This window comes from Pseudomonas sp. GL-B-19 (assembly GCF_019956415.1).
In the GTDB taxonomy this organism is placed as follows: domain Bacteria; phylum Pseudomonadota; class Gammaproteobacteria; order Pseudomonadales; family Pseudomonadaceae; genus Aquipseudomonas.
Genome location: NZ_JAHBDK010000068.1, coordinates 1 through 23,594, shown reverse-complemented (window position 1 = coordinate 23,594; position 23,594 = coordinate 1). Strand labels below are relative to the sequence as shown.

The following is a 23,594-nucleotide window of genomic DNA, read 5'->3' as shown; positions in this document are numbered from 1 at the left end:
TCGTTCGGCGTTTTGCAAGGTAGTTGTTGCGTCAGCCGTGTTTTTTATGCCGCCATTTTCAGTGCCGGCTGTCATCGTCCTCCTGACCCGCCGTTAATGGGGGAATCGCCAGGCTCCTGTCATCCTGTAGCATTTCACCCCCAAGTTCGTTTGCGTGACGGTCGCGGTAGGATGGCAGTTACCTACCATTCCTACCGCGAACTGCGTGATCTCAACGGCTGCTGCATTGACTATCTGCCCTAACGCGCCGAACGGATCCTCCTGCTGTTGCCCGTTCGTCGGTCATGACATAGCTGCGATAACCTTCCAGCAGGCGCAACGGCACCTCCTGCGCCCGGCTGGAGGTGTAGTCGAACAGCACGACTTTTCGATCCGGCGGCCCACTGGCCTGCACCCACATCCAGGATTGGCTGGTCGGGTCTCGATCCGGTTCTTTAAGTACCTGAACGCGGGTTTCATCGCAGTGGATGACCGGGCTCTCCAGCAACCGGTCGCGCATCAAATTGAGCAGCGGTTGCAAGTGCGCGCCGCACTGGATGATCCAGCGTGCCAAGGGCTGGCGCGGGATATTGATACCGTGTCGGCTCAACACTGTCTCGAAACGATGCAGCGGCAGGCCATCGACGTATTTGGTGGTCAACAGTATCGCCAACACGCTCGGACTGGCCATGCTTTTTTCAATCAACTGAGCGGGTTTGTCAGCGGTGACCGGAGCCGTTTCACAACCGCGGCAACTATAGACTTTGCGGATGTGTTTGATCACCCGGATCTGCATCGGCACGATGTCCAACTGCTCGCTGGTTTCTTCGCCGATGGCGTGTTTGCGGCAACCGCAGGCACAGGTCAGTTCGTGTTCGGGTAGTTCGTGGATGACTTCGATACGCGGCAGATCAGCCGATAGTGGCTTGCGTTTGCCACGGCGCGGAGCTGGAGCAAACACTTCTTCATTGGCATCCAGTAGAGGATTTTCACTCGATTACGGTGGCGATTCAGAAAGACGAAAAGCACCGGGTCGAACACAGCGACTTTGATATCTAGCTCGACCAGGGCAGCGAGACCGTCAATGGATTTTCGAAAATCCACTGGCTTGGGGTACAGATACACTTTTTCCACTTTTGCATCGGGTCGCATCATGACGTGCAGGCTCTAGAAAGAGATCGGGAGCACAGCATCGGGGGGTCAACTTGGGACTTTGAATGTGGGGTTCATGGATCCCTTACAATTGAAAAACGTCGCGACTGTCGTGAAAACGACCTGTTTGAGCTGAACGCGAAGCATCGCGACTTTTCTGTTGAACGACTGTTCAGCTTCGACTATGTTGGTGGCCACCTCCCCCGGCTGGTTGCGCGGGCTTGCGTTTCTTCAATTCGAACGAGGCACTGGCATGCGGTTTTCACCCTTTGTTGAGCGGATTTCAGGCGACGGTGTGGCCGCCTGGGATATTCACAATGCAGCCTTTGAAGCCCAGCGCCGTGGCGAGGATGTAATCATCCTAAGTGTCGGTGACCCGGATTTCCCCACGCCAGATTTCATCACCGATGCCGCTATTGAAGCGTTGCGCGAGGGCGACACCCACTACACCGAGATCGCTGGTCGTCAGGCCCTTCGCGAAGCCATCGCCACCCGCTACAGCCCCCTGTTCGACCGTGAGGTGCAAGCGTCCAACGTAATCGTCGCGGCCGGGGCGCAGAACGCGCTGTTCATCACCTCGATGTGCCTGCTCAACACCGGCGATGAAGTGATCGCCCTGGACCCGATGTACGTGACCTACGAGGCGACGCTCAAAGCCTCCGGTGCAACGCTGGTGCGAGTGCCATGCTCGGCGGATTCAGGTTTCAGGCTCGATGCCGCCGTGCTGGCCAAGGCCGTCACCCCGCGTACCCGAGCGATTTTCTTCTCCAACCCGAACAACCCCACCGGCGTGGTGCTCAACCGCGAGGAGCTGCAAGCCATCGCCGACCTCGCCATCGAACATGACCTGTGGGTGGTGGTCGACGAAGTCTACGAAAGCCTTTCATTTGAACGTGAACACCTTAGCCTCGCCGCCTTGCCGGGCATGGCCGAGCGCTGCGTGGTAATCGGCAGCCTGTCGAAATCCCATGCCATGACCAGTTGGCGGATCGGCTGGATTGTCGCCAACGAAGCCTTGATCGCTCACGCTGAAACCCTGGTGCTGAGCATGCTGTATGGCTTGCCGGGGTTTGTCATGGAAGCAGCGCTGAAAGCTGTGCAGGCCCACGACGACGTGACTCATGGCATGCGCGACATCTATCGCCGTCGCCGCGATCTGGTGGTCGCGAGCCTGTCGGATTGCCCGGGTATTTCAGTGCTCAATCCCGATGCCGGCATGTTCGTGCTGGTGGACGTGCGTGACACCGGGCTGACCTCGCTGGAGTTCGCCTGGCGCCTGCTGCGCGAGGCGCGCGTGTCAGTCCTCGATGCGGCGGCGTTTGGCGAGCCGGCGCAAGGTTTTGTGCGGCTCTCCTTCACCCTGGGTGAAGAACGACTGGCCCAGGCTTGCCAGCGTATTCGCGATTTTGTCCTGGTGCTCAAAGGTGAAGCGCCACGCGCTGTGATCAGTCGCGTCACCAGCCAAGCCACCGTGGCACCGGTCACGTCCAAGACCATGATCGAAGTCGATGGCCTGCACAAACGCTTCGGCAATATCGAAGTGCTCAAAGGTGTGTCCCTGACGGCTCGCGAAGGCGATGTGATTTCGCTGATCGGCGCCAGTGGCTCGGGCAAAAGTACCTTGCTGCGCTGCATCAACATGCTCGAAGTGCCGGACCGGGGACGCATTCTGGTGGACGGCGAAAGCATCAAGCTCAACCATGATCGTCCCGGCGCGCCGCTGGTGTCCGACGCCAAACAGTTGGTGCGGATCCGTTCGAGCTTGGGCATGGTGTTTCAGAATTTCAACCTCTGGCCCCATCGCACGGTGCTGGAAAACCTCATCGAAGCGCCGACCCAGGTCTTGCGTGAAAGCCGTGCCGAGGCGACTGAACGGGCCGAAGCCTTGCTTGAACGCGTGGGGCTTGCGGCCAAGCGCAACGAGTACCCGGCGTTTCTCTCCGGGGGACAGCAACAACGGGTGGCCATCGCCCGGGCCCTGGCCATGCGGCCCAAGGTCATGCTGTTCGATGAACCCACCTCGGCACTCGACCCGGAACTGGTCGGCGAAGTGCTGCGGGTGATCCGCTCTCTTGCGGAAGAAGGCCGGACCATGATCCTGGTGACCCATGAGATGGCCTTCGCCCGCGATGTCTCGTCCAAAGTCGCCTACTTGCACCAAGGGCTGATCGAGGAAACCGGTTCGCCGGATGAAGTGTTCGTACACCCACGCAGCGAACGTTGCCGACAATTCGTCAACGCTCATCAGACTCGCTAATAAATCTAAAAAAAGACGGGGAAAAATCATGGGAAATCGACGTTTGGCAAACTGGTTTACCGGCGCAGCCTGCTTACTGCTGGCCGGGATGAGCGCGGCCCAAGCTCAATCTCAGCCGCAGCCAATCAGGTTCGCGGTCGCAGCCGAACCCTATCCACCGTACACCGAGAAACAGGCCAACGGTGAATGGAAAGGCTTTGAAGTCGACCTGATCCACAAGCTGTGCAGCGAAATGAAAGCCGAATGTGAGATCAAGGAAGTGGCGTGGGACGGCATCATTCCATCGTTGCTGGCGAAGAAGATCGACGTGATTTTTTCCTCGATGTCGGTGACTGAAGAACGCGAAAAACAGATCGCATTCAGCAAGGCCTACTACGACTCGGTGATCGCGATTGTCGGGCCCAAGGGCACTTCCGTTAAGAAGTACCCGGACGATCTCAAGGGCAAGATCATCGGCGTGCAGAACTCCACCGTGAGCGCCAGCTACCTCAAGCAGTACTACGAAAAAATCGCTGACGTGAAGTATTACGACACCCAGGATTCGGCCAACGCCGACCTGATTGCCGGTCGTATCGACCTGATGATGGCCGACGGCACGGCCATGGCGGCCTTCGTGCAGACACCGGATGCGAGCAACCTGGAATACCTCGGCGCGGTGCCTTATGACCCGATTTTCGGCAAAGGTGTGGGCGCCGGCCTGCGCAAGGATGACACCGAGCTCAAGGCCAAACTCGACAAGGCGATTCAGGGCCTGCTGGCGAGCAAGGACTATGAAGACCTGTCCCAACACTACTTCGGTACCAGCGTGAAACCCGCGTTCTGACCTCAACAAAAATCCCTGTAGGAGCAAGGCTTGCCCGCGATGGGGCCTTTGAATACGCCACAAAGCATCGCGGGCAAGCCCGGCTCCTACAAGGGCCAGGTGATGCCGTGAAGTGCGCTAACTGGAGAGTGAAATGCCGGCAATGTTCGAGTTGATCAATTTCAGTGAGCAGGGATGGGGCAGTGCGCTGTTGAAGGGGCTCTGGATGACCCTGCAGATTTCCGCCGGGGCGTTTGTGCTCGGGCTGATGATCGGGCTGGTGGTGGCCTGCCTCAAGCTGAGTGCGCCCAAACCGATCGCAGCGCTGATGCGCAGCTACACCACCTTGTTCCGGGCGGTTCCGGAGTTGTTGCTGATCCTGCTGCTGTACTACGTAGGCTCCATGCTCCTCAATTCGCTGATGGTGCAGATGGGATACGGCACCGTGAATGTCAGCGGTCCGCTGGCGGCGATTGTGGTGCTGGGCCTGGTGCAGGGCGCTTACGCCTCGGAGATCTTTCGGGCAGCGATCCAGGCCATTCCTTTTGGCCAGATCGAGGCGGGCAAGGCGTTTGGCTTGAGCGGGTTCGGCCTGTTCCGGCGGGTCACGCTGCCGATCATGGCGCCTTACGCCATGGCCGGGATGGCCAACCTGTGGATCAACCTGATCAAGGACAGTGCATTGATCAGCGTGGTCGGCACCAACGAGCTGCTGTACACCGCCAAGCAAGGCGCGGGTTCCACGCGTCACTACCTGTTGTTCTACCTCACTGCCGCGGCGATGTATTACGCGGTGACGTTGGCGTCCAACTACCTGTCTGGACGGCTTGAGCGACGCATCCGTCGCTGGATGCCTTTGGCTGAGTGAATGAAATGATTCCAGCGTGGATAGTTGAATACGCGGCGCTGTTGGGCCGGGGGCTGCAAACGACCATCACCATTTTGTTGATTTCCAGCGTGTTCGGTTATGCGCTTGCGGTGCTGGTGGCGTTGGCGCGGATATCGAAAAACAAAGTGATCGCCAAGGTCAGCCTGTTCTATACCAGCGTAACGCGCGGAACGCCGTTGCTGATCCAGATCTACATTTTCTACTACGGCCTCGGCAGCCTGTTTGCGCAGTTCCCGTTGATTCGCAGCAGCTTCCTCTGGCCGTACCTGCGCGACGGTTACTGGTACATCGTGTTTGCCTTGGTAGTGTCGGTGGGGGCCTATGTCGGCGAAGTGATACGCGGTGGGCTGCTGGCGGTGCCCAAGGGTGAAATGGAAGCGGCTTCGGCGTTTGGCATGACCCCGCGCCAGTCGTTGCTACGAGTGCGTTTGCCCAGGGCGTTGCGTTTGCTGTTGCCGACACTGGCCGGAGAGACCGTGATGCTGCTGAAGTCCACCGCACTGGCCTCGACCATTGCGATTATCGACCTGTTGGGTGCCGCCAACGTGGTGCGAGCCCAGACCCTGCAAGTGTATGAACCGTTGTTGTTGGTGGCCGGCGTGTATGTCTGCCTGACGTTTATGATCGAAGCGCTGTTTGCCTTTGCCGAACGGCGCGGGACGCCCGTGCGCAGGTCGATGTAATGAACGCACCACGGATCGTCGATCGGTCGTTGCAAGGCATCGGCCTGTGCACCTTGGGTTATACGTTCCTGGCGTTGCAGGACGCCGCCATCAAGTGGTTGGTGGCGGATTATTCGGTGGTCAGCATTCTGTTCTGGCGCGCCCTCGTGGTGGTGCTGGCCTGTCTATTGGTGGGGCGGTTGCGCTTGGTCCAGCGCGCGTGGCGCTCGCCGAGTCGCCGTTTGTTGGTGGTGCGCGGGCTGCTGTCGATTGTCGCCTGGGTGCTGTATTACACGGCGGCCCGGGACCTGACCCTGGCAGAGATGACCACGCTGTATTTCTCCGCACCAATCATGGTCACGGTGCTGGCGGCGGTGATTCTCAAGGAGCGCGCCAGCGCCTGGCAGTGGTTCAGCCTGATCATAGGTTTTGTCGGCGTGATCATCGCCTGTCGCCCCAGCAATATGACCGATCCCGTGCCGGTGGTGCTGACGCTGTTGGCGGCGATGTGCTGGGCGTTCACCTACATCCAGTTGCGTCAGGTGGATGAGCAGACGTCCGTGCTGGAGCAGATGTTGATCACCAACGTGGTGTTTGTGATTTGCATGACGATTGCGTTGCCCTGGACCTACACCCCAGCGCCGACCCCGGCCTGGCTGGGGATGCTCGGTGCCGGGCTGGTCGGCGGTATCGGCCAGTTTCTGCTGTTCGCCAGTTTTCAGCGGGCCACTGCAACCTTGCTGGCACCGTTCGAATACACCGGGTTGATCTGGGCGTTTCTGCTGTCGAGCCTGATCTGGGGCACGCTGATGGACGTGTCGCTGATGGTCGGTGCCGGGTTGATCGCGGTCAGCGGCACTCTGGCGATGATCTTCGGGCGACACCCTTCACAAGACGTCGTCGGAGCTGAATGCTCCGTGTCGCAGCCCCTTTATCCAGCACCGACAGATATGGAGGCCGTTGGCGGGGCTGAAGGTTTCGGGGTTCAGGCACCACTCGATCCAGAGTCCGTCGAGCATCGCCGATAGTCCGATGGCAGCCAGGCGCGTGTCGTGGATCACGAACCCTTCGCTGGCTGCCATGTCATCCAGCAACTGGCGAAGCAGGTCGAGGTAGGCGCGATAGCTTTTTTCGTGGGATTGGCTGACGTGTTCGGAGTGTCGGATCAGGCTCCAGAACACCACCCAGACCCCAAGCAATTGCGGGTCCATGACCCGAGGCGAGAAGGAGCCGGTGAGGAATGCATCCATCTTTTGCGCAGGCGTGCCGGCTTGCTGGATTTCCTGGAGCAGGGCGGTGGTCAGTTCGCTGGCGATCTTTTGGTAGGTGTCGGCGATCAACGCATCGATGCTGCCGAAATGGTGATTGAGCAGCCCCACGGACACCCCGGCCTCGGTGGCAATGCGGCGCACGGAAATGCCGGCGTGACCGTCGCGCACCAGGCAGCGCAGGGTGGCGGCCACCAGCATCTCGCGACGCTCATCGGGCTCAGCGCGGCGGTTTTTTGCAGGAGCAGTTGTCACACGGGAATCCTTGGGTGTGTTGCCTGGTTGGCGAGCTTAGTTGAACGTGCGTTCAATCTCCAGTCTCGGCCATGGCAATGTTTCGGTTTTAAACGTTCGTGACGCGGGAGGACAAGCAGATGGCGCAGGATGTTTCGTTCAGTGTTCGCAACAACAACGGCGACCCGGTGCAGGTCAGTGCGTGGCGCTTCGAGGGCAATGACAGCGGGCCGAAAGTGCATTTGCAGGCCGGGGTACATGCCGATGAAATCGCCGGGATGCTGGTGCTGCATCTGCTGATGCAAAAGCTTGCGATCGCCGAGGCCCACGGTCGGCTCAACGGCCGTGTGACGGTGGTGCCGCAAGCCAATCCGCTGGGCATCGGGCAGTTTCGCCAGGGGCGAATTCTCGGTCGTTTTCACGACGCCACCGGGCATAACTTCAACCGCTCGTTCGACCAGTCGGCCGCCATGGCCCAACCGTCGACCAACGTTCAGGAATGGCAAAAAAAACTGGTGCAACTGGCGGCCCCGGCGGATGTGATGCTCGACCTGCACACCGATGACGAAGCGTTGCCCTACCTCTACGTTCACCGCCGTTTCTGGCCCCGTGGCCGCGAACTGGCCGCCGCGATGAAGATGGACGTGGCGATCATCTGGGATGACGGCGGCGATGGCTCCTTTGAAGAAACCATCATTGCGCCGTGGCTGCGCGACGGCGCCACCGACCAGCGCATGGCCGCAACGCTGGAGCTACGCGGGCAGGGCGATGTCAGTGACCGGTTTGCCGAGCAGGATGCCGAGGGATTGTACGTGTGGCTGTGCGGTTGCGGAGTAATTGATGGGGCGCAGGCCCCCGCTGACTGGCCCGTCGAGGCGATGGAAATGGGCCACATGGAAACCATTCTGGCGCCGCATCCCGGCGTGCTGATCTTTGAAAAAGAGCTCGGCGATTTCGTCGAAGAAGGGCAGCGGTTTGCGCGGATTCTTCGGCGACCGGGCGATCCGTCTTCCGAAGTGGTGCTGGTGGCCGAGCAAGCGGGGCGCATGGTGACCCGCTATCGGGATCGGCTGGTGCCTCTGGGCATGGTGGTGGCGAAATTCACCGGCAGCCGGGTTTCACGCAACTGGAGCGGCGGGTTGCTGGACCCGAACTAGGTGATCGCGCCGAACTTCTCGACTCGATCATGAACAGCATTGCGCCGTGGGGTTGTAAACTGCGCGCCTGATACGCGACAGCCCTAATCACTCAAGTACGAGATCCCCATGGCCAACCAAGACATCACATTCACCCCTGACCCGGACCAGGATTCCATCTCCTCCGACGTCGCCGGTTTCGGCGGCCTGCTGGTCTCCACGCAGATCCCCACCCGCGCTGACGGCAGTCTGGAATTGGGTGGGATCGTCGAGCAGAGCGAATGCACGCTGCAGGCGCTCAAAGTTGCACTGGAGCGCGCCGGTAGTTCCATGGATCGAGTGTTGCACCTGACCATCTACCTCACCGACATGGCCGACCGCGCTGCATTCAACGAAGTCTATAAGCGCTTCTTCGCCAAGCCGTGGCCGGTTCGCGCGGCTGTGGGTGTGGCCGCTCTGGCGGTCGAAGGCATGCGTGTGGAAGTCACCGCAATGGCAGCCAAGGGCTAATTCGTTGACCGGGATTGGAGCGAGCAACGCCCCAATCCCGATCCACGTTTACGGCTGACCCGGCAGTGGCGGGGTACGCGGCGGGATCAAGCGTTTTGACCCGGTCGCTTCAAACGCCGATGCCAGGCGCAGCAGCGACGAATCGTCATAGGCGCGACCGGCGAAGGTCAGCCCGACGGGCATGCCGATGTCCGGCATCACGCCCATCGGCACGGTGACCGTGGGCACTCCCAGGTGGCGGATGGCAAGGTTGCCATTGGCGACCCAGATGCCGTTACTCCACGCGATGTCCGCAGACGCCGGATCGACATCGGCGTTCGCCGGACCCACATCGGCGACCGTCGGGAACAGCACTGCATCGAGCCCCAAGCGATCCATCCACTCTTCAAGGTCGATACGCCGCGTGTGTTCGAGCCCACGCAAGCCATCAGGCACCGTGGTGATCTGGTTCCACGCCGTGACGCCGCGCTCCGCCATCCGCACATACTCATCCATGCCGGCCGCAAGGTCTCCTTCGCGGTTGGGCAGCGTGCCGGGGTCGTGGGGGAAAATCAGCGGTCCATCGACGTCGACCAGGCGGTTCAACTTCGGATCGCCATTGGCCTGAAGGAAGTCATCGAACGCCCAGGCCGTCAGGTCCCACAACTCATGGTGAAGGAACTCTTTGGACACGATGCCGCGATTGAACACGGTCGGTGCACCCGGACGGTCGCCTTCGCAATTGGAAACCAGCGGAAAATCGACTTCGACCACTTGCGCGCCGGCCGCTTCGAGCGCCTGGCGAGCCGCTTCCCACAGACCGATCACCGAGGCACGGGTGTTGATTCGCTGCCCCGTTGGCCCGCCGATACCCGGCGCCTCGCTGGTGCCTGCCTCGAGGTCTTTATTGATGTACATGCGCGGTACGCCGAAACGCTTCCCGGCGAGAGCCTCGGGTTGCGCGGCCAGTTCATGATAGGAGGCAGGACGGACCGAGGTGACACTCGGAATCGGCACCCAGGGTTGCATCCGCCACAAATCGCCGCGTGTGTCCGGGTCTTCGGCCACCACCACGTCGAGCACCTCCAGCAGGTCCGCCATGGTTCTGGCAAACGGCACGACTACGTCCATGGTCGGTGTCAACGGCCAGTTGCCGCGCACCGAAATCACCCCGCGCGATGGCGTATAGGCACACAAACCATTGTTCGAGGCGGGACCGCGTCCACTCGACCAGGTTTCTTCCGCGAGGCCGAATGCGGCGAAACTGGCGGCGGTTGCCGTTCCGGCACCGTTGGAGGAACCCGAGGCGAACGGCGCGGTGAGGTAGTCAGCGTTGTACGGGCTCTCGGCGCGGCCATAGACCCCGCGCTGCATACCGCCGTTGGCCATGGGCGGCATGTTGGTCTTGCCCAGGCAGATGGCGCCGGCACCGCGCAGGCGTTCGATGGTGAACGCATCGCGATAAGCGATCAGGTTGGCGAAGGCGGGGCTTCCGGACGCAGCGGTCAGCCCCTTCACCAGATAACTGTCCTTCGCTGTGTAGGGGATGCCATCGAGCGGCCCCATCGTCTCACCTTTGGCCCTGCGGGCATCGGATGCCTGCGCTTCGTTGAGCGCGTCGGGGTTTTGAACCACGACCGCGTTGAGCGCGGTAGGGGTGTCGGCACCGTCGTAGGCATTGATCCTGGCGAGATAAGCCTGCACCAACTCGACCGCCGTTGTCTGGCCGGATTCGAGCGCAGCACGCAGTTGCGCAATGGAAACCTCAGTGACCTCAATCATGCTGTTACCGCCGGCTGCTGATGGGAGACGTGGGATTCAGGGGCATCACTTATCTGAAAATGGGCGTTCATATCGATTCTCGTTGCACTGCATTACGCGACAGGGGCTGGACGGGTGACCTGAGCGTTGCATTTTGGCATTAAGCCGGGAGCAGAGGAAACGTTGTCCGCGGTGCGAGCCTGATGTGGGCGCCGTCAGTCAGTGACACTCGAGTGATGAGCAAGCGACAACTATCATGAGGCGGGTCAAAACCCTCATGAAGAAGGTGATCACTCTGATGAATAAGGACACGACGTCTGCAGAGGCGCAAGACGCGGCCTCGCAACTGATAGACGCGAGAATCAAGGCGCTGGATGATTGGCGGGGCGAGATGCTCGGTCACATCCGAACGCTGATCCACCAGGCCGACCCCGACGTGGTCGAGGAATGGAAGTGGCGAGGCGTACCAGTGTGGTCTCACGCCGGCATCCTCTGCACCGGAGAGACGTACAAGAGCGTCGTCAAAATGACCTTCGCCCAGGGCGCCTCGCTGGCGGACCCTTCAGGTTTGTTCAATGCCAGTCTCGAAGGCAATACCCGACGTGCCATTGATGTGCATGAGGGTGAAACGCTGGATGACAAAGCGTTGAAGGCGCTGATTGGTGCCGCCGTGGAACTCAATCTGTCGCGGGCGGCAGCTCGGCGTAAACCGGCCAAATGAACCAGTAGAAAGCGCAGAATCCTTTCGGTTGGCGGGTACAACCTGACTTAGCCGAATTGCTGTTCATTTAAGCAGCGACACAATCCTACGAGGTTCGCGATGGCTTAACTGATCGGCATCACGGTTTAACCGGGCTTTTCCATCGGTGGCGTTTGCCCGGTCAGCAGCCGCTCAATCTGCGCCAGCTCCCACGCGCTGAGAAAACTGACCGGGTCGGTGCCGTAACGTTGCCAGCTGTCGAGATCACCCTCGCGGCCGTCGGGGCTGTGGCAGCGTTGGCAGTGCCGCACATGGACGCCATCGACGTCGAGAGTTAGCTGCCAGCCCTCGATGTCGACCTGCACCTGGCCGGCGCCGGAGGGTTTATCGAGGCGTCGCAAAGGGTGAATGCCCAGGGCGGCGTCGCGCAATGTCTGGTAAACCTCGCGGGCAGTCAGGGGTGGCACGGCTGTCTCCAGTGAAGTGTTTGTCAGGCGCTGATGCGTCGGGCTACGAAGACCGCCATTCTTTACGTAGACTTTTGCGTCTGCAAGTAGGCGCCCATTGATTCACTCGCGCCAGGCTCTACAAGTTCGGGAACAGAACATGAAGCAATCCGCCGTATTCATCACCTTCACCTGTTTTCTCAATGCAGGTTTGTTCAGCCTCCCGGCACACGCGGCCGGCGATGCTGAAGCGGGTGCGACACTGTTCAAACGGATCTGCGGGGGTTGCCACCAGGTCGGAGAATCGGCACGTGGTTCATTTGGTCCGCAGCTCAACGGCATCTTTGGCCGACATTCGGGCAGCACTACGGATTATCAGTATTCCGACGCCATGAAATCCGCCGATATCGTCTGGACCCGCGAAACACTGACCGCGTACCTCGAAGCACCGAAAGAAGTGGTCCCCGGTACCCGCATGATTTTCTGGGGGCTCAGCGATCCGGAAAAGATCGACAATCTGCTGGCTTACTTGCAAACCTTTCAGGCGCAGTAACGTAATGAGAGCGAATGTGATAGGTCGCAGAAAGTTATGGGTTTCGAATCTGCGAGTAGAATGCAGCCGCCGCTCTGCACTAAAAGGGGTTGTGAGGGTCAATAAACCCCGCACGGCCTTCAGCGGTCGTACTTTCGGCGCCAACCGGATCCGCCCCGGTATTTTGATCAAGGACAGTGAAAGCATGTACCCCGCAATATAACCAGCAACCGCCTGCACCTGGTTCCGTGAATCGGGACCGCCGTACGTTTACCTCTCAATCCCATTCGAAGATCTAACGCATGTACCTACGCAAAATTGCAGTTGGGCTGTCGGCCCTTGTTTTGCTCTCGACCGGGGCAGAAGCCCGCAGCTTGCTGGATCTCATCAAGCCGCCCACCCAGCAACAGGAACAATCGTCCCGCTCGGGCTCGATCAGCCAGAACGCGGCGCTGGACCTTTATTCAAACAAGCAGAAGCAGGCATCGTTCGACGGCTGTGCAGATCTGTTCCCGGCAGCCAAACCGATCAACATGGCCACTGTGCCAGCAACCATGAACCCCTTGGCCCTGTGTTCCGACCACTTCGCGGTGCTGTACTCGCAGACCAGCAAGACGCCACTGGTAGTCGTCGAGCGTCTTAATGCCGCCCAGCTTCAGGATGCCAAAGGGGAGGAGCGCACCAACCAGTTCTATCCGGACCCACGCATTCCCAAGAGTGGACGGGCAGAGTTGAGCGACTACCGTAGCCAACATCCGGCGGTGGACCGCGGTCATCAATCCCCTGCAGCCGATGCACCGAACCCCAATGCAATGGCCCAATCCTTTGCGCTGTCGAACATGGTGCCGCAAGACCCTACCAACAACCGGAAGATCTGGAGCAAGGTCGAGTCTGACGTCAGGAAGTTCGCCAAGCGCGCCGAGGGCAATGTTTATGTGTTTACCGGTCCGCTGTTTGACCCGGGTCACACCACCATTGGCAACAACAAGGTCTGGGTGCCGACGCGCCTGTTCAAGCTGGTCTACGACGCATCGTCCCAGCGTGCCTGGGCGTACGTGCTACCCAATGCAGAAACCCGTATTGAGAGACCGATGGACTATGACGCTTTCGTGAAAACCACGGGGCTCAAGTTGCTGGGCAACCTACCGGTCACAGGTTCCGTGGGCCGCACTTGATGGCTTCCACTTAATGGGCTGCACCCCAACGGTTGGAGGCAACCGATGGGGTGCTTCATTTGCCTAACCAAACGGCCGCTTTTAGCGTTTGATCAGGGAAATTTTCGAGCCTTCGATGCTGACCCCGGCCATTAACCCTTGCTGGTCGAAGATGAACGCATACGCATCGTCTTTCAGCGTAGAGCTGGACAGGTTCTTCGCAATCCCTTCATTCACCACAACCACGGTTGGCCCCACGCCAACTTCCCAACCCTTGGTTTCAGCTATGTATTTCAGCGCTTTATCATTCATCAGAAATACTGCATAGCCATAGGACTGGGCGCCCGCCTGTAGTCCCCATGACCCGCTGACGGAGTTGTAATAGTCCACGACGGTCTTACCCTTCATTAATACGCCTTCGCCATAGCTGCCGCCGAATACCAGGCCCGCCTTGATGATGTTGGGGAAGACCAGCACGGCCTTGGCTTGTTGCGAGATGGATTTGGCTGTTGGATTGGCCTTGTAGAGCATATCCAATGCTTGCAGAGAGTCTTTATTCAGATCCTCTGCGGTTTCTGCACTTGCACTGTTCAACAGGCTCGTCGAGGCCAATGTAGCTAACGCGAGGAAGATCGATAGAAAGAAGCGCATTGATTGAGTCATTTCCGTACTCCGAGAGGGGAGCATTGGATCAGAGCAGCAGTCAGCGCCTGTGTCAGACAGGAACCGAACCGACTGAAGTTATCCGGCGCACCCTGAAATGTGTGGATCGCAAGCGTCGCGCTGGAATACAGGAAACCCAAGGCGCGATGCCATCACTTGTTGTGACCACTGTGGAACGGCCGGGTTCGTTGTCAGCGCCTGCTTTCGCTCAAGGGGTTTCACTACCCCCTATTGATTTTTGCACTCCGCCATCACCACTTTGCAGGTGTCCGGTGTGCCTCCGGAGCGGCCGGCATAGCGTATGCAGTTATCCAGGGATTTTTTGCGAGCAATGCTCAGGGTGGAGCCCCACGCCAAGCCGCCCTCGCCAACAGTGGGTAGCGCTTTTGCATAGCAATTGGAGCCTGTGCTTGCGGTCGAATTGCGATGACTGGACGCTTTGCCTGCACATCCTGCGGTCAGCACGAGGCTGATGGCGAGCAGGGAGGGGAGGACCCATGACCAGCATTGGTGCGCTGTTTTTTCAGTCATCCCGTTTCCCCTGTATCAAGAGATTAGGTGTGTTTTTGGTCCTGAACGATGGCGTTCGCCGGTGTCACCGTTTACTGCACAGAATGAACATGTCATTGCCATCATCGAACAGGTAACGCGTCTCGGACAACGATCGCATCCAGTAACTCAGGCTGCTGTCCGGCCGGAAAATAAACAGGCCCAGTGTGTTCGTCAGTTCAGGAGTCGTGCTGTCCGTTTCGCCTTTGGCGTTGCGTTCAACTTTGACCTGCAAACGGTGCCCCTGTATTTGCACTCGAAAGGCGCTGTTGCGGCGCAGGGTGCCCATATCCGCCCCGGAGTTGGCATCGATCAGTTGGGCCGCCATGCGCATATGGCTGAGCCCGGAGGGTCTCAAGTCCAGTCTGTAACGCGTCGTCAGCCATGAAGGGCGCGATGGGGATGGCACTTGATATGCGCTCTCTCCGGCGCACCAAAGGTCCAGGTTCGCCAGGTTCTCACCCGACAGGCGCCCCAGTGCCACACCCAACAGACCAACGAGTGCGAAGGCCAGGCACCAACCTGCGTTTGCGGCACGTCTAGTCATGTTGTTGTACGCCAATGCAGCGACTACTCGCTGTTTCCAGCTCGCCATCGCAAAGAATCTGATCTGCCCCACGACGCGACGGTAACAAGTATAGGTGGATGTTTTGCGCCGAAATGCCCAAATGCTCCGCCAGTTTCCGGCTGTGCTGAACCATCAGCTTCAGGTGTAACGCCTCCGGGGGTTGTGGCTCTAGAGTGGACAGATGCACATGCACATCCTCCATCATTACGGGCGCGTCGAACGCTGGCGGTACCACCTCAAGAGTCGGTGCCAGCCAGATTTTTCCCAACAGAAATGCCAATACGCCCCAAAGGGGTAGTGCGAGCCACAGCCCCCAACGCCTTGGTAATGTTATCGAGTGCACGGGCAGCGCCCCCGAATCTGGATCAGCTGACGCCGGCATTGCCATGAATGGTGGCGGTTCGACGGGTTCGTCCTCTGCATCGGCCAGGGTCGATACAGGAGACGTAGCGGGGGCGGGCGCCTCGCTGTCAGGCTCAGCCGCACGCGGGGCAGACGCCGCATTCGCAGTGGCTGGCAACTCCTCGACTCTCACGCCATCGGCGAGTTTGTAACCTATGCGTGGCAAGGTCTGGATGAATTCGCGATCGGGCTGCAGTTTCTCCAGCGCCAGGCGCAATTGCCGGACAACCTGGGCCAGGCTGTTGTCGGTCACTTCCAGGCCGTATTGCCCCCATGCCCCGGCCATCAGTTCGCGCTTGCGCACCACCTCCCCACCCGACCTGAGCAGCATGGCCAGGCATCGGCTGGCGATTGCACCTATGCGCAAAGGCTCCTCATTGGCAGATTCAACGCGAAATAACAGAAAGTTGTTCTCGTCGAATACCAGATGTTCATCAATTAGCAGTTGACCCATGTCGACCATCTGTATGAGGCAAAAAGGTAAGTCGAAGACGTGTCGTCGACCTCTAGAGTTAAGCGGTCATTCTTTGCTTTGGCCAACATCTTCGTGGAACAGGTGCCGAAAATAACTGCCACTGTGTTTTCACGGCTTAAATGCTGATCGCAAAACTGCACACGTGGCGTTACTGGAACAGCCGAGCCTTCTCGCAGGCTCATTTGAGACCAGTTCATTACCGAGCACCAGAAGTCCACGCAGGTTAACGACCCAACTCATGATCTTTACTCCGATGTAACAACCGGCACCTTTTGTCTTGCATCTACCATTGCTCGCCAGCGGTTAACCGGCCATGGCGTCAAGGGGCTCCTCGGTTGGGGTATCGGCGTAGTGCTCGGCGATTTTTTCGAACTCATTTTCGAGGGCAATGAAGGCCGCCACCACATCTGGATCAAAATGCTGACCGGCACCGTCGCGGATGATCGCGACGGCCGTCTCATGGCTCATCTCTGACTTGTACACCCGCCGGCTAATGACCGCGTCATAGACATCGGCGACCGCCATCAGGCGGGCGCTGACAGGAATGGCGTCACCGACCAGGCCATTGGGGTAACCGCTGCCATCCCATTTTTCGTGATGGCACAGGGCAATTTCCTTGGCGATGCGCAGGAAAGGCACTTGCGCGCCCAACATTTCCTCGGCATGCACCAACGCCTGATAACCCAGCCGGGCGTGGGTCTTCATGATTTCGAACTCGGCAGGCTCAAAGCGCCCCGGCTTGAGCAGGATATGGTCAGCAATACCGACCTTGCCGATATCGTGCAGCGGTGCCGACTTGAACATCAGCTCAATGTTTTTATCATTCAGATACAGACTGAATCGTGGGTGATCGCGCAGTTTCTCGGCCAGCAACCGGACGTAGTGCTGCGTGCGTCGCAGGTGATTGCCGGTTTCGTTGTCGCGAGTCTCGGCCAATGAAGCGAGGGCGAGGATGGTCACGTCATGGGTGGCTTGCAGCTCCCGGGTTCGTGCCAGTACTTCCTGATCGAGATACGTATTCTGCGAGCGCAACAGGTCCGTTGTCGCCTTCAGGCGCAACTGTGTCTGCACCCGCGCCAGCAGGATGGGCGGGTTGATCGGCTTGAACAGGTAGTCAGTCGCTCCAAGCTCGAACCCCAGGCATTCATCTTCGTCGTGATTGCGGGCGCTCAGAAACAAGATCGGCACATCACATGTCTTGGGATCAGTCTTGAGACGACGACAGACCTCATGACCATCCATATCGGGCATCATCACATCCAGCAGGATCAGATCCGGTTTCGCCCGATCGACGATCTGCAACGCCTGGGCACCGCTGGTCGCAATTCTGACGTGATAAAGCTCGCGTAGCAGTTCACTGATCAGCTGCAGATTGGTCGGCATATCGTCGACCACCAGCACGGTGGGTCTAGGGGTTGAGTTGTTCAACTGGACGTTCTCTCGACGGGGTCACAGAGGGGGCGGTAAAGCGGCCGGGGGCGCTTCTACCGCGGGAGCACGGCGGGGAAAGGTACAGCCCGTCGAATCTGCCAAGTGACTGGCAGTAACGCATGCCACCCACGCATCTGCTCTGAAATGGATTGAACCGTCTCTGCCGGGCGCTGAAAAACGTTGAAAACTTCTGAACAACGCGCTTTTAAAGGCATGAACTGCGTGTTGCCCTTATGTTTCTATTCACTCATTGCGCCAGTTCCACAAGCCTGCAGGACCTCGCTCAGACAGGCCCGCGCCCGCTCGAAATCGAACCGTGTCACAGCGCCTTCCAGGAACTGGAAGCTGCTCGCAAATGCGCCGCGCAGTACGCCCGCATGTAAGGAAAAGTAGGGCACTGCTTGCGCATCAAAGTCATCCAGCAGGTTATCGAGATGTTGGCAGATCTGTTGCAGCTCGCCAAAATCGACCACTACGTGCGCTACTTCGACCTTACTGGGCAACTTTTCTCGCAGTTGCCTCAGCAGGGCCTCCAAGGGTTCAGACAACGCCTCCAGACAGATTTGCAACTCATCAGGTGGTCGCTTTGCGCGCAGTGCCTGCTCCAAAACATCTGCTGCCTGCGCGATGGTGTCGGCACCGATAGTCGCTGATACGCCCTTGCAGCTGTGCGCCAACAACTCGGCTTTATCCAGCTCGCCTGCCGCCAGCGCCGCGCTCAACTGTCTCTGCAAGGGGCCCTGACTGGTCAGGTAGTTTTGCAACACATCCGCATACAGGCTGTGCCTGCCCAATACCCTTCGGAGTCCGGCAACCGTATCCACGCCGTCGAGTTTCAAGCCCGCCTCAGCGCCACTCACCTTCGCATCCGACTCCGGCGCCACGATGCGCTTTGGGCGCGCCGGTGTATCAGCCAGCCAGCGTCGCAAAACCGCGTAGAGCGTCTTCGGTTCGAAGGGCTTGCTGACATAATCATTCATGCCAGCCGCCAGACAATTGTCATGATCATGTCTGCTGACGTTGGCGGTCATCGCGATAACGGGCAGGTTGCTCAATCCGGGCTGCCGACGGAGCAGGCGAGTGGCCGCCAGACCATCGAGCACCGGCATCTGCATATCCATGAACACCAGGTCAAAACGCTGCGCAGATAACCGATTGAGCGCCTGACGGCCATCAGCCGCGATATCGACGGAACAACCGACCACCCGCAATAATTCGGCAGCGACCTGCTGGTTCAACTCGTTGTCTTCTACCAGTAAAACACGAGTCCCTTCGGCCACTCGCCAGTCGCAGGGTTGCTCCCCTGCGCACAGGTCATCAATGTCCGTGCTCTGGGCCAAAAGCAAACGGACCTCAAACCAGAAGTTGCTGCCTTCACCCAGCACGCTCTGAACACCGACCTGGCCACCCATCAACCCGGACAGTTGTTTGGCAATGGCCAGCCCCAGGCCCGTGCCACCAAAGCGTCGTGTGGTGGAGGTATCAGCCTGCTCGAAGCTCTGGAACATATGTTTTAACTGCTCGGTCGAGAGCCCTATGCCGCTGTCGGTCACGCTGAAGTAAAGCAAAGCGTCATCCGCGCCGGCCTCACGCAGGCTCACCTCAACCCTGATATGACCACGTTCGGTGAATTTCACTGCATTGCTCAGGTAGTTGAGCAGTATTTGCCGCAGTCGAAGCGGATCGCCACACAAACGTTCAGGCACATCCGCAGCAACGTTGAGCCGCATGTTCAAGCCTTTATCGGCAATACGTGGACGCACCTGATCGAGCACCTCTTCCAGCAATTGCGCCAGGCTGAAGTCGCGAGCTTCTAGCTGAAGCTTGCCCGCCTCGATCTTGGAAAAATCCAGAACATCGTCGATGACACCCAGCAAATGCCGGCTAGAGCTTTGTACCTTGTTCAGGTAATCGCGCTGACGCTCGTTCAGCTCCGTCCTCAAGGTCAGGTACGTCATGCCGATGATGGCGTTCATCGGCGTGCGAATCTCGTGGCTCATGTTGGCCAGAAACTCGGTCTTGATGCGTGCACTGTCCTCGGCCAGTTGCCGCGCCTGCCGCATCTCGACCGCCGCCGCATGCTGGGCGGTTATATCTTCGATGATCCAGATCGAACCACGCGAAGACAGATATCCGGGCGCAACAGCACGCGCACTTACGCTTGCCCAGAAGCTGCTGGCGTCCCTGCGGCAAAGCTGCATCTGCTGCTGAAAGATGTCCCCACGGTCCAAAGTCCTTCGAATTTCCGCTTTGAGCTCCAGTAATGCCTCCGCCCAAACGACTTGATCAAGCCAAGCCAGCGGAGAGCGCTGCAACTGTTCGCCCGGTTCATAACCGAGCAACTCATCCAGTCGCGAATTGCTCTGTACGATCAAACCACCGCGCACCAGTGCAATTCCATAGGGCGCAGCGGTAACAATGGCCTGCTGCTGTTCGTGCGCTTCACGCAAGCTGCGTTCTTCAGCTTTGCGCTGGCTGAGATCGAGAATCGCAACGCACAGGCATTGCCCTCGATCCTCTCGCGCCGGCAGCAGGCTCAGGCGCAACTCAGCAGGAAACTCGCTACCATCAGCACGACGGGCAATCAGTTCGCCCGTGTCGAGCACCTTGGTTACACGCACTCGCTCGAGCATCGAATCAATGGCCCCGAGCTGGCTGTCAGGTATCAGTGTCCGGTAGTTCTGGCCAAGTAGGCGGCCAGGGGCATAACCAAAGGTCACTTCACTTTCCTGGTTGGCCAGGATCACACTGTCCTCGTCGAACACCAACAGCGCTTTAGGGGCAACCTCGACGATGCCGCGATACCAGCTCTCGGTGGCTTCCAGGGACTGCTGGCGCTGTTGCAGTTTCACCGCCTGGTACTCCAATTGCCGGGCCTGCAGGCGGGCCTGCTGCAATAACTGCTGATTGTGGGTGCGCTGTTGCAGCAAATTCAGCAGTGTGCCGAGTTTGTTGGGCAAGCTGTCGAGCAGCTTGAGTTGGGCGAGATCCGGGCGATGGGCGAAATCGAGTTCAAGGCTGGCCAGCTGCTGCCCCGCTTGCAGCAGTGGCAAACTGTAGTGCACTTGGCCAGTACGCTTGACGACGGGCTCTGCGTCGAATAGCACAACCGTCTTGCAACCCAGGCATTCGCCCAGTTTCTGCTGCAACGTTGCGGTAAACGCCTCCCGACTGGTGCACAACTGCAACGCCTGCACCAGTTCGCTGAGGCGCACCTTGACCCAGTGCTTTCGTTGCAGTTCTTCATTGACATCGACATAGGCATCGAATGCTTTGGCCAGGGTCACGACTTCGGCAAGTCCGTGGTGCTGCACCGACTCTCCAAGGGTTTCGCCGGCATGCAGGCGGCGAATGCGTTCGGAAAGACTCAGCAGAGGTTTCACCAATTGGCGACGCAGGATGACCAAAAATGCCAGTAGGCCCGCAACCAATATAGTCAACTGCATCAAGGCATTGACGTAGCTGGCCAGCGCGGCTTTGTGCCGAGCCGCCTCGAAGTCGCTATTGAAGCGTTGAGTGGTTGAGACTCTCAGCTTGTTAAGCGCATCAGCATAATTCCACTCGGAGTTGATGTAAGTGGTATTTGAAAGCAGTGACGAACTCCCTCGGTGCCAGCTCTGCTCCATTGCCAGGCGCTCCATGCCCGTCTGCTTGATATCCATGTCCTCGACCGTGGCCAGCAATTTGGTTTCGGCGGCGTTCAGTCCAATCGCTCGGAATTCCTGCGCAGCTTCGCGGAATATCCGGCCTTCCTGCCACTTTTGGTTATATTCGGTCAGAAACAGCTCGTCGCCCGTGGTGACATAAAGGCGAGCCAGTTCAGTCAGTTCGCGGTTGAGGGTACCCAATCGGGCAACGCTGGTGATGGTCTGATGGCGTCGATCAGTGGCTTGGTCGGCCTGCTTACCAAAGTACTCATCCAGTGCCACGGTAGTCAGGCAGGCAACCAACGCCATACCAAATCCTATCGAGATGAGTTTGCTCAGACGTTCCAGGCTCATGGGCTCTCCTGCGACAACAGTCCCGAACACGCGCCGGAAGCTTAGATACGCAGTAAACCGCGGCGCCTTTTCCGCTGCTGTGAAAACCCCTGATGCAGTCGAACAGATCCGATGAAAAGCGCTGAAAAGCTATGAAACGCCCCCTTGAACGTCAAGACGGAACGTATTCCTCGTCGGAGCACAGTCGGGCTTCTATGTCAGCGCAGTTGCTGCAGCAAGTCGAACAGGCCAGACATCGAAGTCGACCTGAGCCTGACCTACAATGGCCAGGTAGCCAGCGAGTGCTTGATTTCAGAGGAGGTGCAGCATGGACCGATTCACCGGCGGCTGCCTGTGCGGCAATGTCAGGTTTGTGGCATCGGGGCGCCCATACCGGGTCGGCCTTTGTCATTGTCTGGACTGCCGCAAGCACCATGGGGCGCTTTTTCACGCCTCTGCAATATTCCCTCAGGAGGCGGTGATGATCGAAGGCGAAACACGCGATTACGCCGGGCGGTTTTTCTGCCCTCGCTGTGGTTCCTCGGTGTTCGCCCGCACCGCCGACGAAGTCGAAGTTAACCTGGGCTCCCTGGACGCTCCAGACCAACTCAAGCCCACCTATGAAAGCTGGATTGTGCGCCGCGAGTCCTGGTTGCCGGCGTTTGCGCTGACAAGACAATACGAGCGCGATCGTGACGCCACGGGGCGCTTTGAAGATTAGTTGTCGAATCCCAAGGATCGTGGCTACTTCGTCGTGACACCGTGCTTGATATCCCCACAATAGATATCAACGTTGCCATCCGACGGTGCCGTGCGCACGAGGATGGAGTACTCACCGGAAAGCAGAACCGACATTTCTACAGGCGCGGTTCTTGATAACGTCCAGCCGCGTATGGGCTGGCGTTCGGTATTGACCTGTTCGTTCATCGAGTAGGCGACCGGCCCGGGTTTTTGACAGCTGCCTTTATAAACGAAGGTGTAGAGGCGCAAGGGCAGGGTGACACCCATTGGAGCGCCGCTGATGAAGAAATTTAATCCGGTTTTATTGTCAAAACTCGTCAACGTTACATTGCCGATCTGACCGGCGTTGCGCTGTGTGGCAACCAAAGGAACGTTCACACTAGGGGTAGATGATGTGGCGCAGCCGAAGAGGGTTGCGCTGACCAGTAGCGCTGCAAGTGAGTGTCTGAGCTTCATGGCCAAACTCCTGTGTCGAAGAACTGCACGGGTGATTAGCCGGTATAGCTCATTAATCGCCGCTCTGATGTTGTCCGAACCCAATTACGTGTACTTGTTGCAGCGCAGCGCTAAATTTCAAAGAGATGTCCCGTCACGATGAAGGAAAGACAGATGTTCAGATTTCGCTCATTGATTGCAACCGTTACATGCCTTGCACTGTTCTGCGGCTCAACCACAGCAATAGCTGACCCTGGCAATGGAAAGGGACAGGGAAACGGCAAGGGAAACCCACATAACAGCGAGGCTCAAGGCAACCAGGGAGGTAAAGGCAAGCATTCCAGTGACAGTGACTGGGATAACGGCCCAAGCATCAATCACGCAAGCGTTCTGGGGATTGTTAATGGGTATCGGGACTACTGGAGTCCCGGACCGGCACTGCCACCTGGCATTCAAAAGAACCTTGCGCGAGGCAAGCCACTTCCACCGGGGATTGCCAAAAAACTGGACGGTCGGTTAGTCGGCACACTGCCTCATTATGATGGATATGAATGGCAACAAGCGGGCACCGATTTGATATTGGTTGCACTGGCAACCGGGCTTATTTACGAAGTGCTCAACGGTGCTTTTGATTGATGCTTGAATTGCGAATGCGGCGCAGTAGGGTGCACTGCATTCCGTCTGTCGCAGGACTTGAACTGTCTGGGGGCTGATGCGTCTTAACACACGCGATATCAACCCTATGGAAGCAATCATGCTTTTAAAAAACAAGAGTCTCGTTGCTGTAATGTCCTGCGCCCTGATGCTTGCAGCCGCCCCATTACTCCCTGCTGACCTGTCTATCATGAACTCCGCCTTTGCGAAGGATGGTGGTGGTGGTGGTGGTGGT

At 58.6% G+C, this 23,594-nt stretch carries 21 protein-coding genes and 3 pseudogenes; 12 read left to right on the top strand and 12 right to left on the bottom strand.

Annotated elements, in window-relative coordinates:
• Nucleotides 1-268: 268 nt before the first annotated feature.
• Nucleotides 269-964: pseudogene (gene tnpC, locus KGB06_RS24550) on the bottom strand (IS66 family transposase); the annotation flags it as partial.
• Between the two features lie 20 nt (nt 965-984).
• Nucleotides 985-1,131 (bottom strand): annotated as a pseudogene (tnpB, locus tag KGB06_RS24545) (IS66 family insertion sequence element accessory protein TnpB); the annotation flags it as partial.
• 253 nt (nt 1,132-1,384) lie between these two features.
• Between tnpB and KGB06_RS30020 the strand changes: the two are divergent.
• From KGB06_RS30020 to KGB06_RS24515, 5 genes are all read left to right on the top strand, one after another.
• Entirely contained in the window at nt 1,385-3,388 is a 2,004-nt protein-coding gene (locus KGB06_RS30020) for an aminotransferase class I/II-fold pyridoxal phosphate-dependent enzyme (protein ID WP_317849416.1), read from the top strand.
• A gap of 28 nt (nt 3,389-3,416) precedes the next feature.
• On the top strand, nt 3,417-4,211 hold the full coding sequence (locus KGB06_RS24530) for a transporter substrate-binding domain-containing protein (RefSeq protein WP_223520357.1): 795 nt from the start codon (nt 3,417-3,419) through the stop codon (nt 4,209-4,211).
• 133 nt (nt 4,212-4,344) lie between these two features.
• Nucleotides 4,345-5,058, top strand: a complete 714-nt coding sequence (locus KGB06_RS24525; protein WP_007947843.1) for an ABC transporter permease — start codon at nt 4,345-4,347, stop codon at nt 5,056-5,058.
• A gap of 5 nt (nt 5,059-5,063) precedes the next feature.
• Complete coding sequence (locus KGB06_RS24520; RefSeq protein ID WP_223520355.1) at nt 5,064-5,762, top strand: ABC transporter permease subunit; 699 nt, start codon at nt 5,064-5,066, stop codon at nt 5,760-5,762.
• Entirely contained in the window at nt 5,762-6,769 is a 1,008-nt protein-coding gene (locus KGB06_RS24515; RefSeq protein ID WP_223520353.1) for a DMT family transporter, read from the top strand. The genes KGB06_RS24520 and KGB06_RS24515 overlap by 1 nt, the downstream gene beginning before the upstream one ends.
• Here KGB06_RS24515 and KGB06_RS24510 read toward each other — a convergent pair.
• A pseudogene (locus KGB06_RS24510) lies at nt 6,725-7,210 on the bottom strand (TetR family transcriptional regulator C-terminal domain-containing protein); the annotation flags it as partial. The gene KGB06_RS24515 and the pseudogene KGB06_RS24510 overlap by 45 nt on opposite strands.
• Nucleotides 7,211-7,383: 173 nt before the next feature.
• Between KGB06_RS24510 and KGB06_RS24505 the strand changes: the two are divergent.
• Together KGB06_RS24505 and KGB06_RS24500 are read left to right on the top strand one after the other, a co-directional pair.
• Nucleotides 7,384-8,400 carry a succinylglutamate desuccinylase/aspartoacylase family protein gene (locus KGB06_RS24505; protein WP_223520351.1) on the top strand — a complete coding sequence of 339 codons (1,017 nt, stop codon included), beginning with the start codon at nt 7,384-7,386 and terminating at the stop codon, nt 8,398-8,400.
• Nucleotides 8,401-8,508: 108 nt separating this feature from the next.
• Nucleotides 8,509-8,889 (top strand): RidA family protein, encoded by a 381-nt coding sequence (locus tag KGB06_RS24500; RefSeq protein WP_223520350.1) that lies wholly within the window; start codon nt 8,509-8,511, stop codon nt 8,887-8,889.
• A 48-nt stretch (nt 8,890-8,937) separates the two neighbouring features.
• On the opposite strand, the gene KGB06_RS24495 is transcribed toward KGB06_RS24500, so the two are convergent.
• Nucleotides 8,938-10,650, bottom strand: a complete 1,713-nt coding sequence (locus KGB06_RS24495; protein WP_223520348.1) for an amidase — start codon at nt 10,648-10,650, stop codon at nt 8,938-8,940.
• A gap of 277 nt (nt 10,651-10,927) precedes the next feature.
• On the opposite strand from KGB06_RS24495, the gene KGB06_RS24490 reads away from it, so the two are divergent.
• On the top strand, nt 10,928-11,350 hold the full coding sequence (locus KGB06_RS24490) for a DUF1801 domain-containing protein (protein WP_223520346.1): 423 nt from the start codon (nt 10,928-10,930) through the stop codon (nt 11,348-11,350).
• A 125-nt stretch (nt 11,351-11,475) separates the two neighbouring features.
• On the opposite strand, the gene KGB06_RS24485 is transcribed toward KGB06_RS24490, so the two are convergent.
• Nucleotides 11,476-11,796: a hypothetical protein gene (locus tag KGB06_RS24485; RefSeq protein ID WP_223520344.1), complete on the bottom strand. Its 321-nt coding sequence runs from the start codon at nt 11,794-11,796 to the stop codon at nt 11,476-11,478.
• Nucleotides 11,797-11,935: 139 nt separating this feature from the next.
• On the opposite strand from KGB06_RS24485, the gene KGB06_RS24480 reads away from it, so the two are divergent.
• Both KGB06_RS24480 and KGB06_RS24475 read left to right on the top strand, forming a co-directional pair.
• A complete protein-coding gene (locus KGB06_RS24480; protein ID WP_223520342.1) occupies nt 11,936-12,328 on the top strand; it encodes a c-type cytochrome in 393 nt (130 codons plus the stop codon).
• A gap of 281 nt (nt 12,329-12,609) precedes the next feature.
• Nucleotides 12,610-13,482, top strand: coding sequence for a DNA/RNA non-specific endonuclease (locus KGB06_RS24475; protein WP_223520341.1), 873 nt, complete (start codon nt 12,610-12,612; stop codon nt 13,480-13,482).
• Between the two features lie 81 nt (nt 13,483-13,563).
• Here the strand turns inward: KGB06_RS24475 and KGB06_RS24470 are convergent, their stop codons facing one another.
• The 6 genes from KGB06_RS24470 to KGB06_RS24445 all read right to left on the bottom strand — a co-directional run bounded on the left by KGB06_RS24470 (nt 13,564) and on the right by KGB06_RS24445 (nt 21,550).
• Nucleotides 13,564-14,124 carry a YSC84-related protein gene (locus KGB06_RS24470; protein ID WP_223520339.1) on the bottom strand — a complete coding sequence of 187 codons (561 nt, stop codon included), beginning with the start codon at nt 14,122-14,124 and terminating at the stop codon, nt 13,564-13,566.
• Between the two features lie 228 nt (nt 14,125-14,352).
• Nucleotides 14,353-14,655: a hypothetical protein gene (locus KGB06_RS24465; RefSeq protein ID WP_223520337.1), complete on the bottom strand. Its 303-nt coding sequence runs from the start codon at nt 14,653-14,655 to the stop codon at nt 14,353-14,355.
• Nucleotides 14,656-14,719: 64 nt separating this feature from the next.
• On the bottom strand, nt 14,720-15,220 hold the full coding sequence (locus KGB06_RS24460; protein WP_223520335.1) for a hypothetical protein: 501 nt from the start codon (nt 15,218-15,220) through the stop codon (nt 14,720-14,722).
• Nucleotides 15,213-16,097 (bottom strand): transcriptional regulator, encoded by an 885-nt coding sequence (locus KGB06_RS24455; RefSeq protein WP_223520333.1) that lies wholly within the window; start codon nt 16,095-16,097, stop codon nt 15,213-15,215. Before KGB06_RS24455 ends, KGB06_RS24460 begins: the two co-directional genes overlap by 8 nt.
• A gap of 324 nt (nt 16,098-16,421) precedes the next feature.
• Entirely contained in the window at nt 16,422-17,546 is a 1,125-nt protein-coding gene (locus tag KGB06_RS24450) for a two-component system response regulator (protein ID WP_263288406.1), read from the bottom strand.
• Between the two features lie 242 nt (nt 17,547-17,788).
• Nucleotides 17,789-21,550, bottom strand: a complete 3,762-nt coding sequence (locus KGB06_RS24445) for a response regulator (protein ID WP_223520331.1) — start codon at nt 21,548-21,550, stop codon at nt 17,789-17,791.
• Nucleotides 21,551-21,857: 307 nt separating this feature from the next.
• Between KGB06_RS24445 and KGB06_RS24440 the strand changes: the two genes are divergently transcribed.
• Nucleotides 21,858-22,250, top strand: coding sequence for a GFA family protein (locus KGB06_RS24440; protein ID WP_223520329.1), 393 nt, complete (start codon nt 21,858-21,860; stop codon nt 22,248-22,250).
• Nucleotides 22,251-22,273: 23 nt separating this feature from the next.
• Here KGB06_RS24440 and KGB06_RS24435 read toward each other — a convergent pair whose 3' ends face one another.
• Entirely contained in the window at nt 22,274-22,726 is a 453-nt protein-coding gene (locus KGB06_RS24435) for a hypothetical protein (protein WP_223520327.1), read from the bottom strand.
• A 153-nt stretch (nt 22,727-22,879) separates the two neighbouring features.
• Here KGB06_RS24435 and KGB06_RS24430 point away from each other — a divergent pair, with 153 nt between their 5' ends.
• Nucleotides 22,880-23,341, top strand: coding sequence for an anti-virulence regulator CigR family protein (locus tag KGB06_RS24430; protein WP_223520325.1), 462 nt, complete (start codon nt 22,880-22,882; stop codon nt 23,339-23,341).
• The last annotated feature ends 253 nt before the right edge of the window (nt 23,342-23,594 follow it).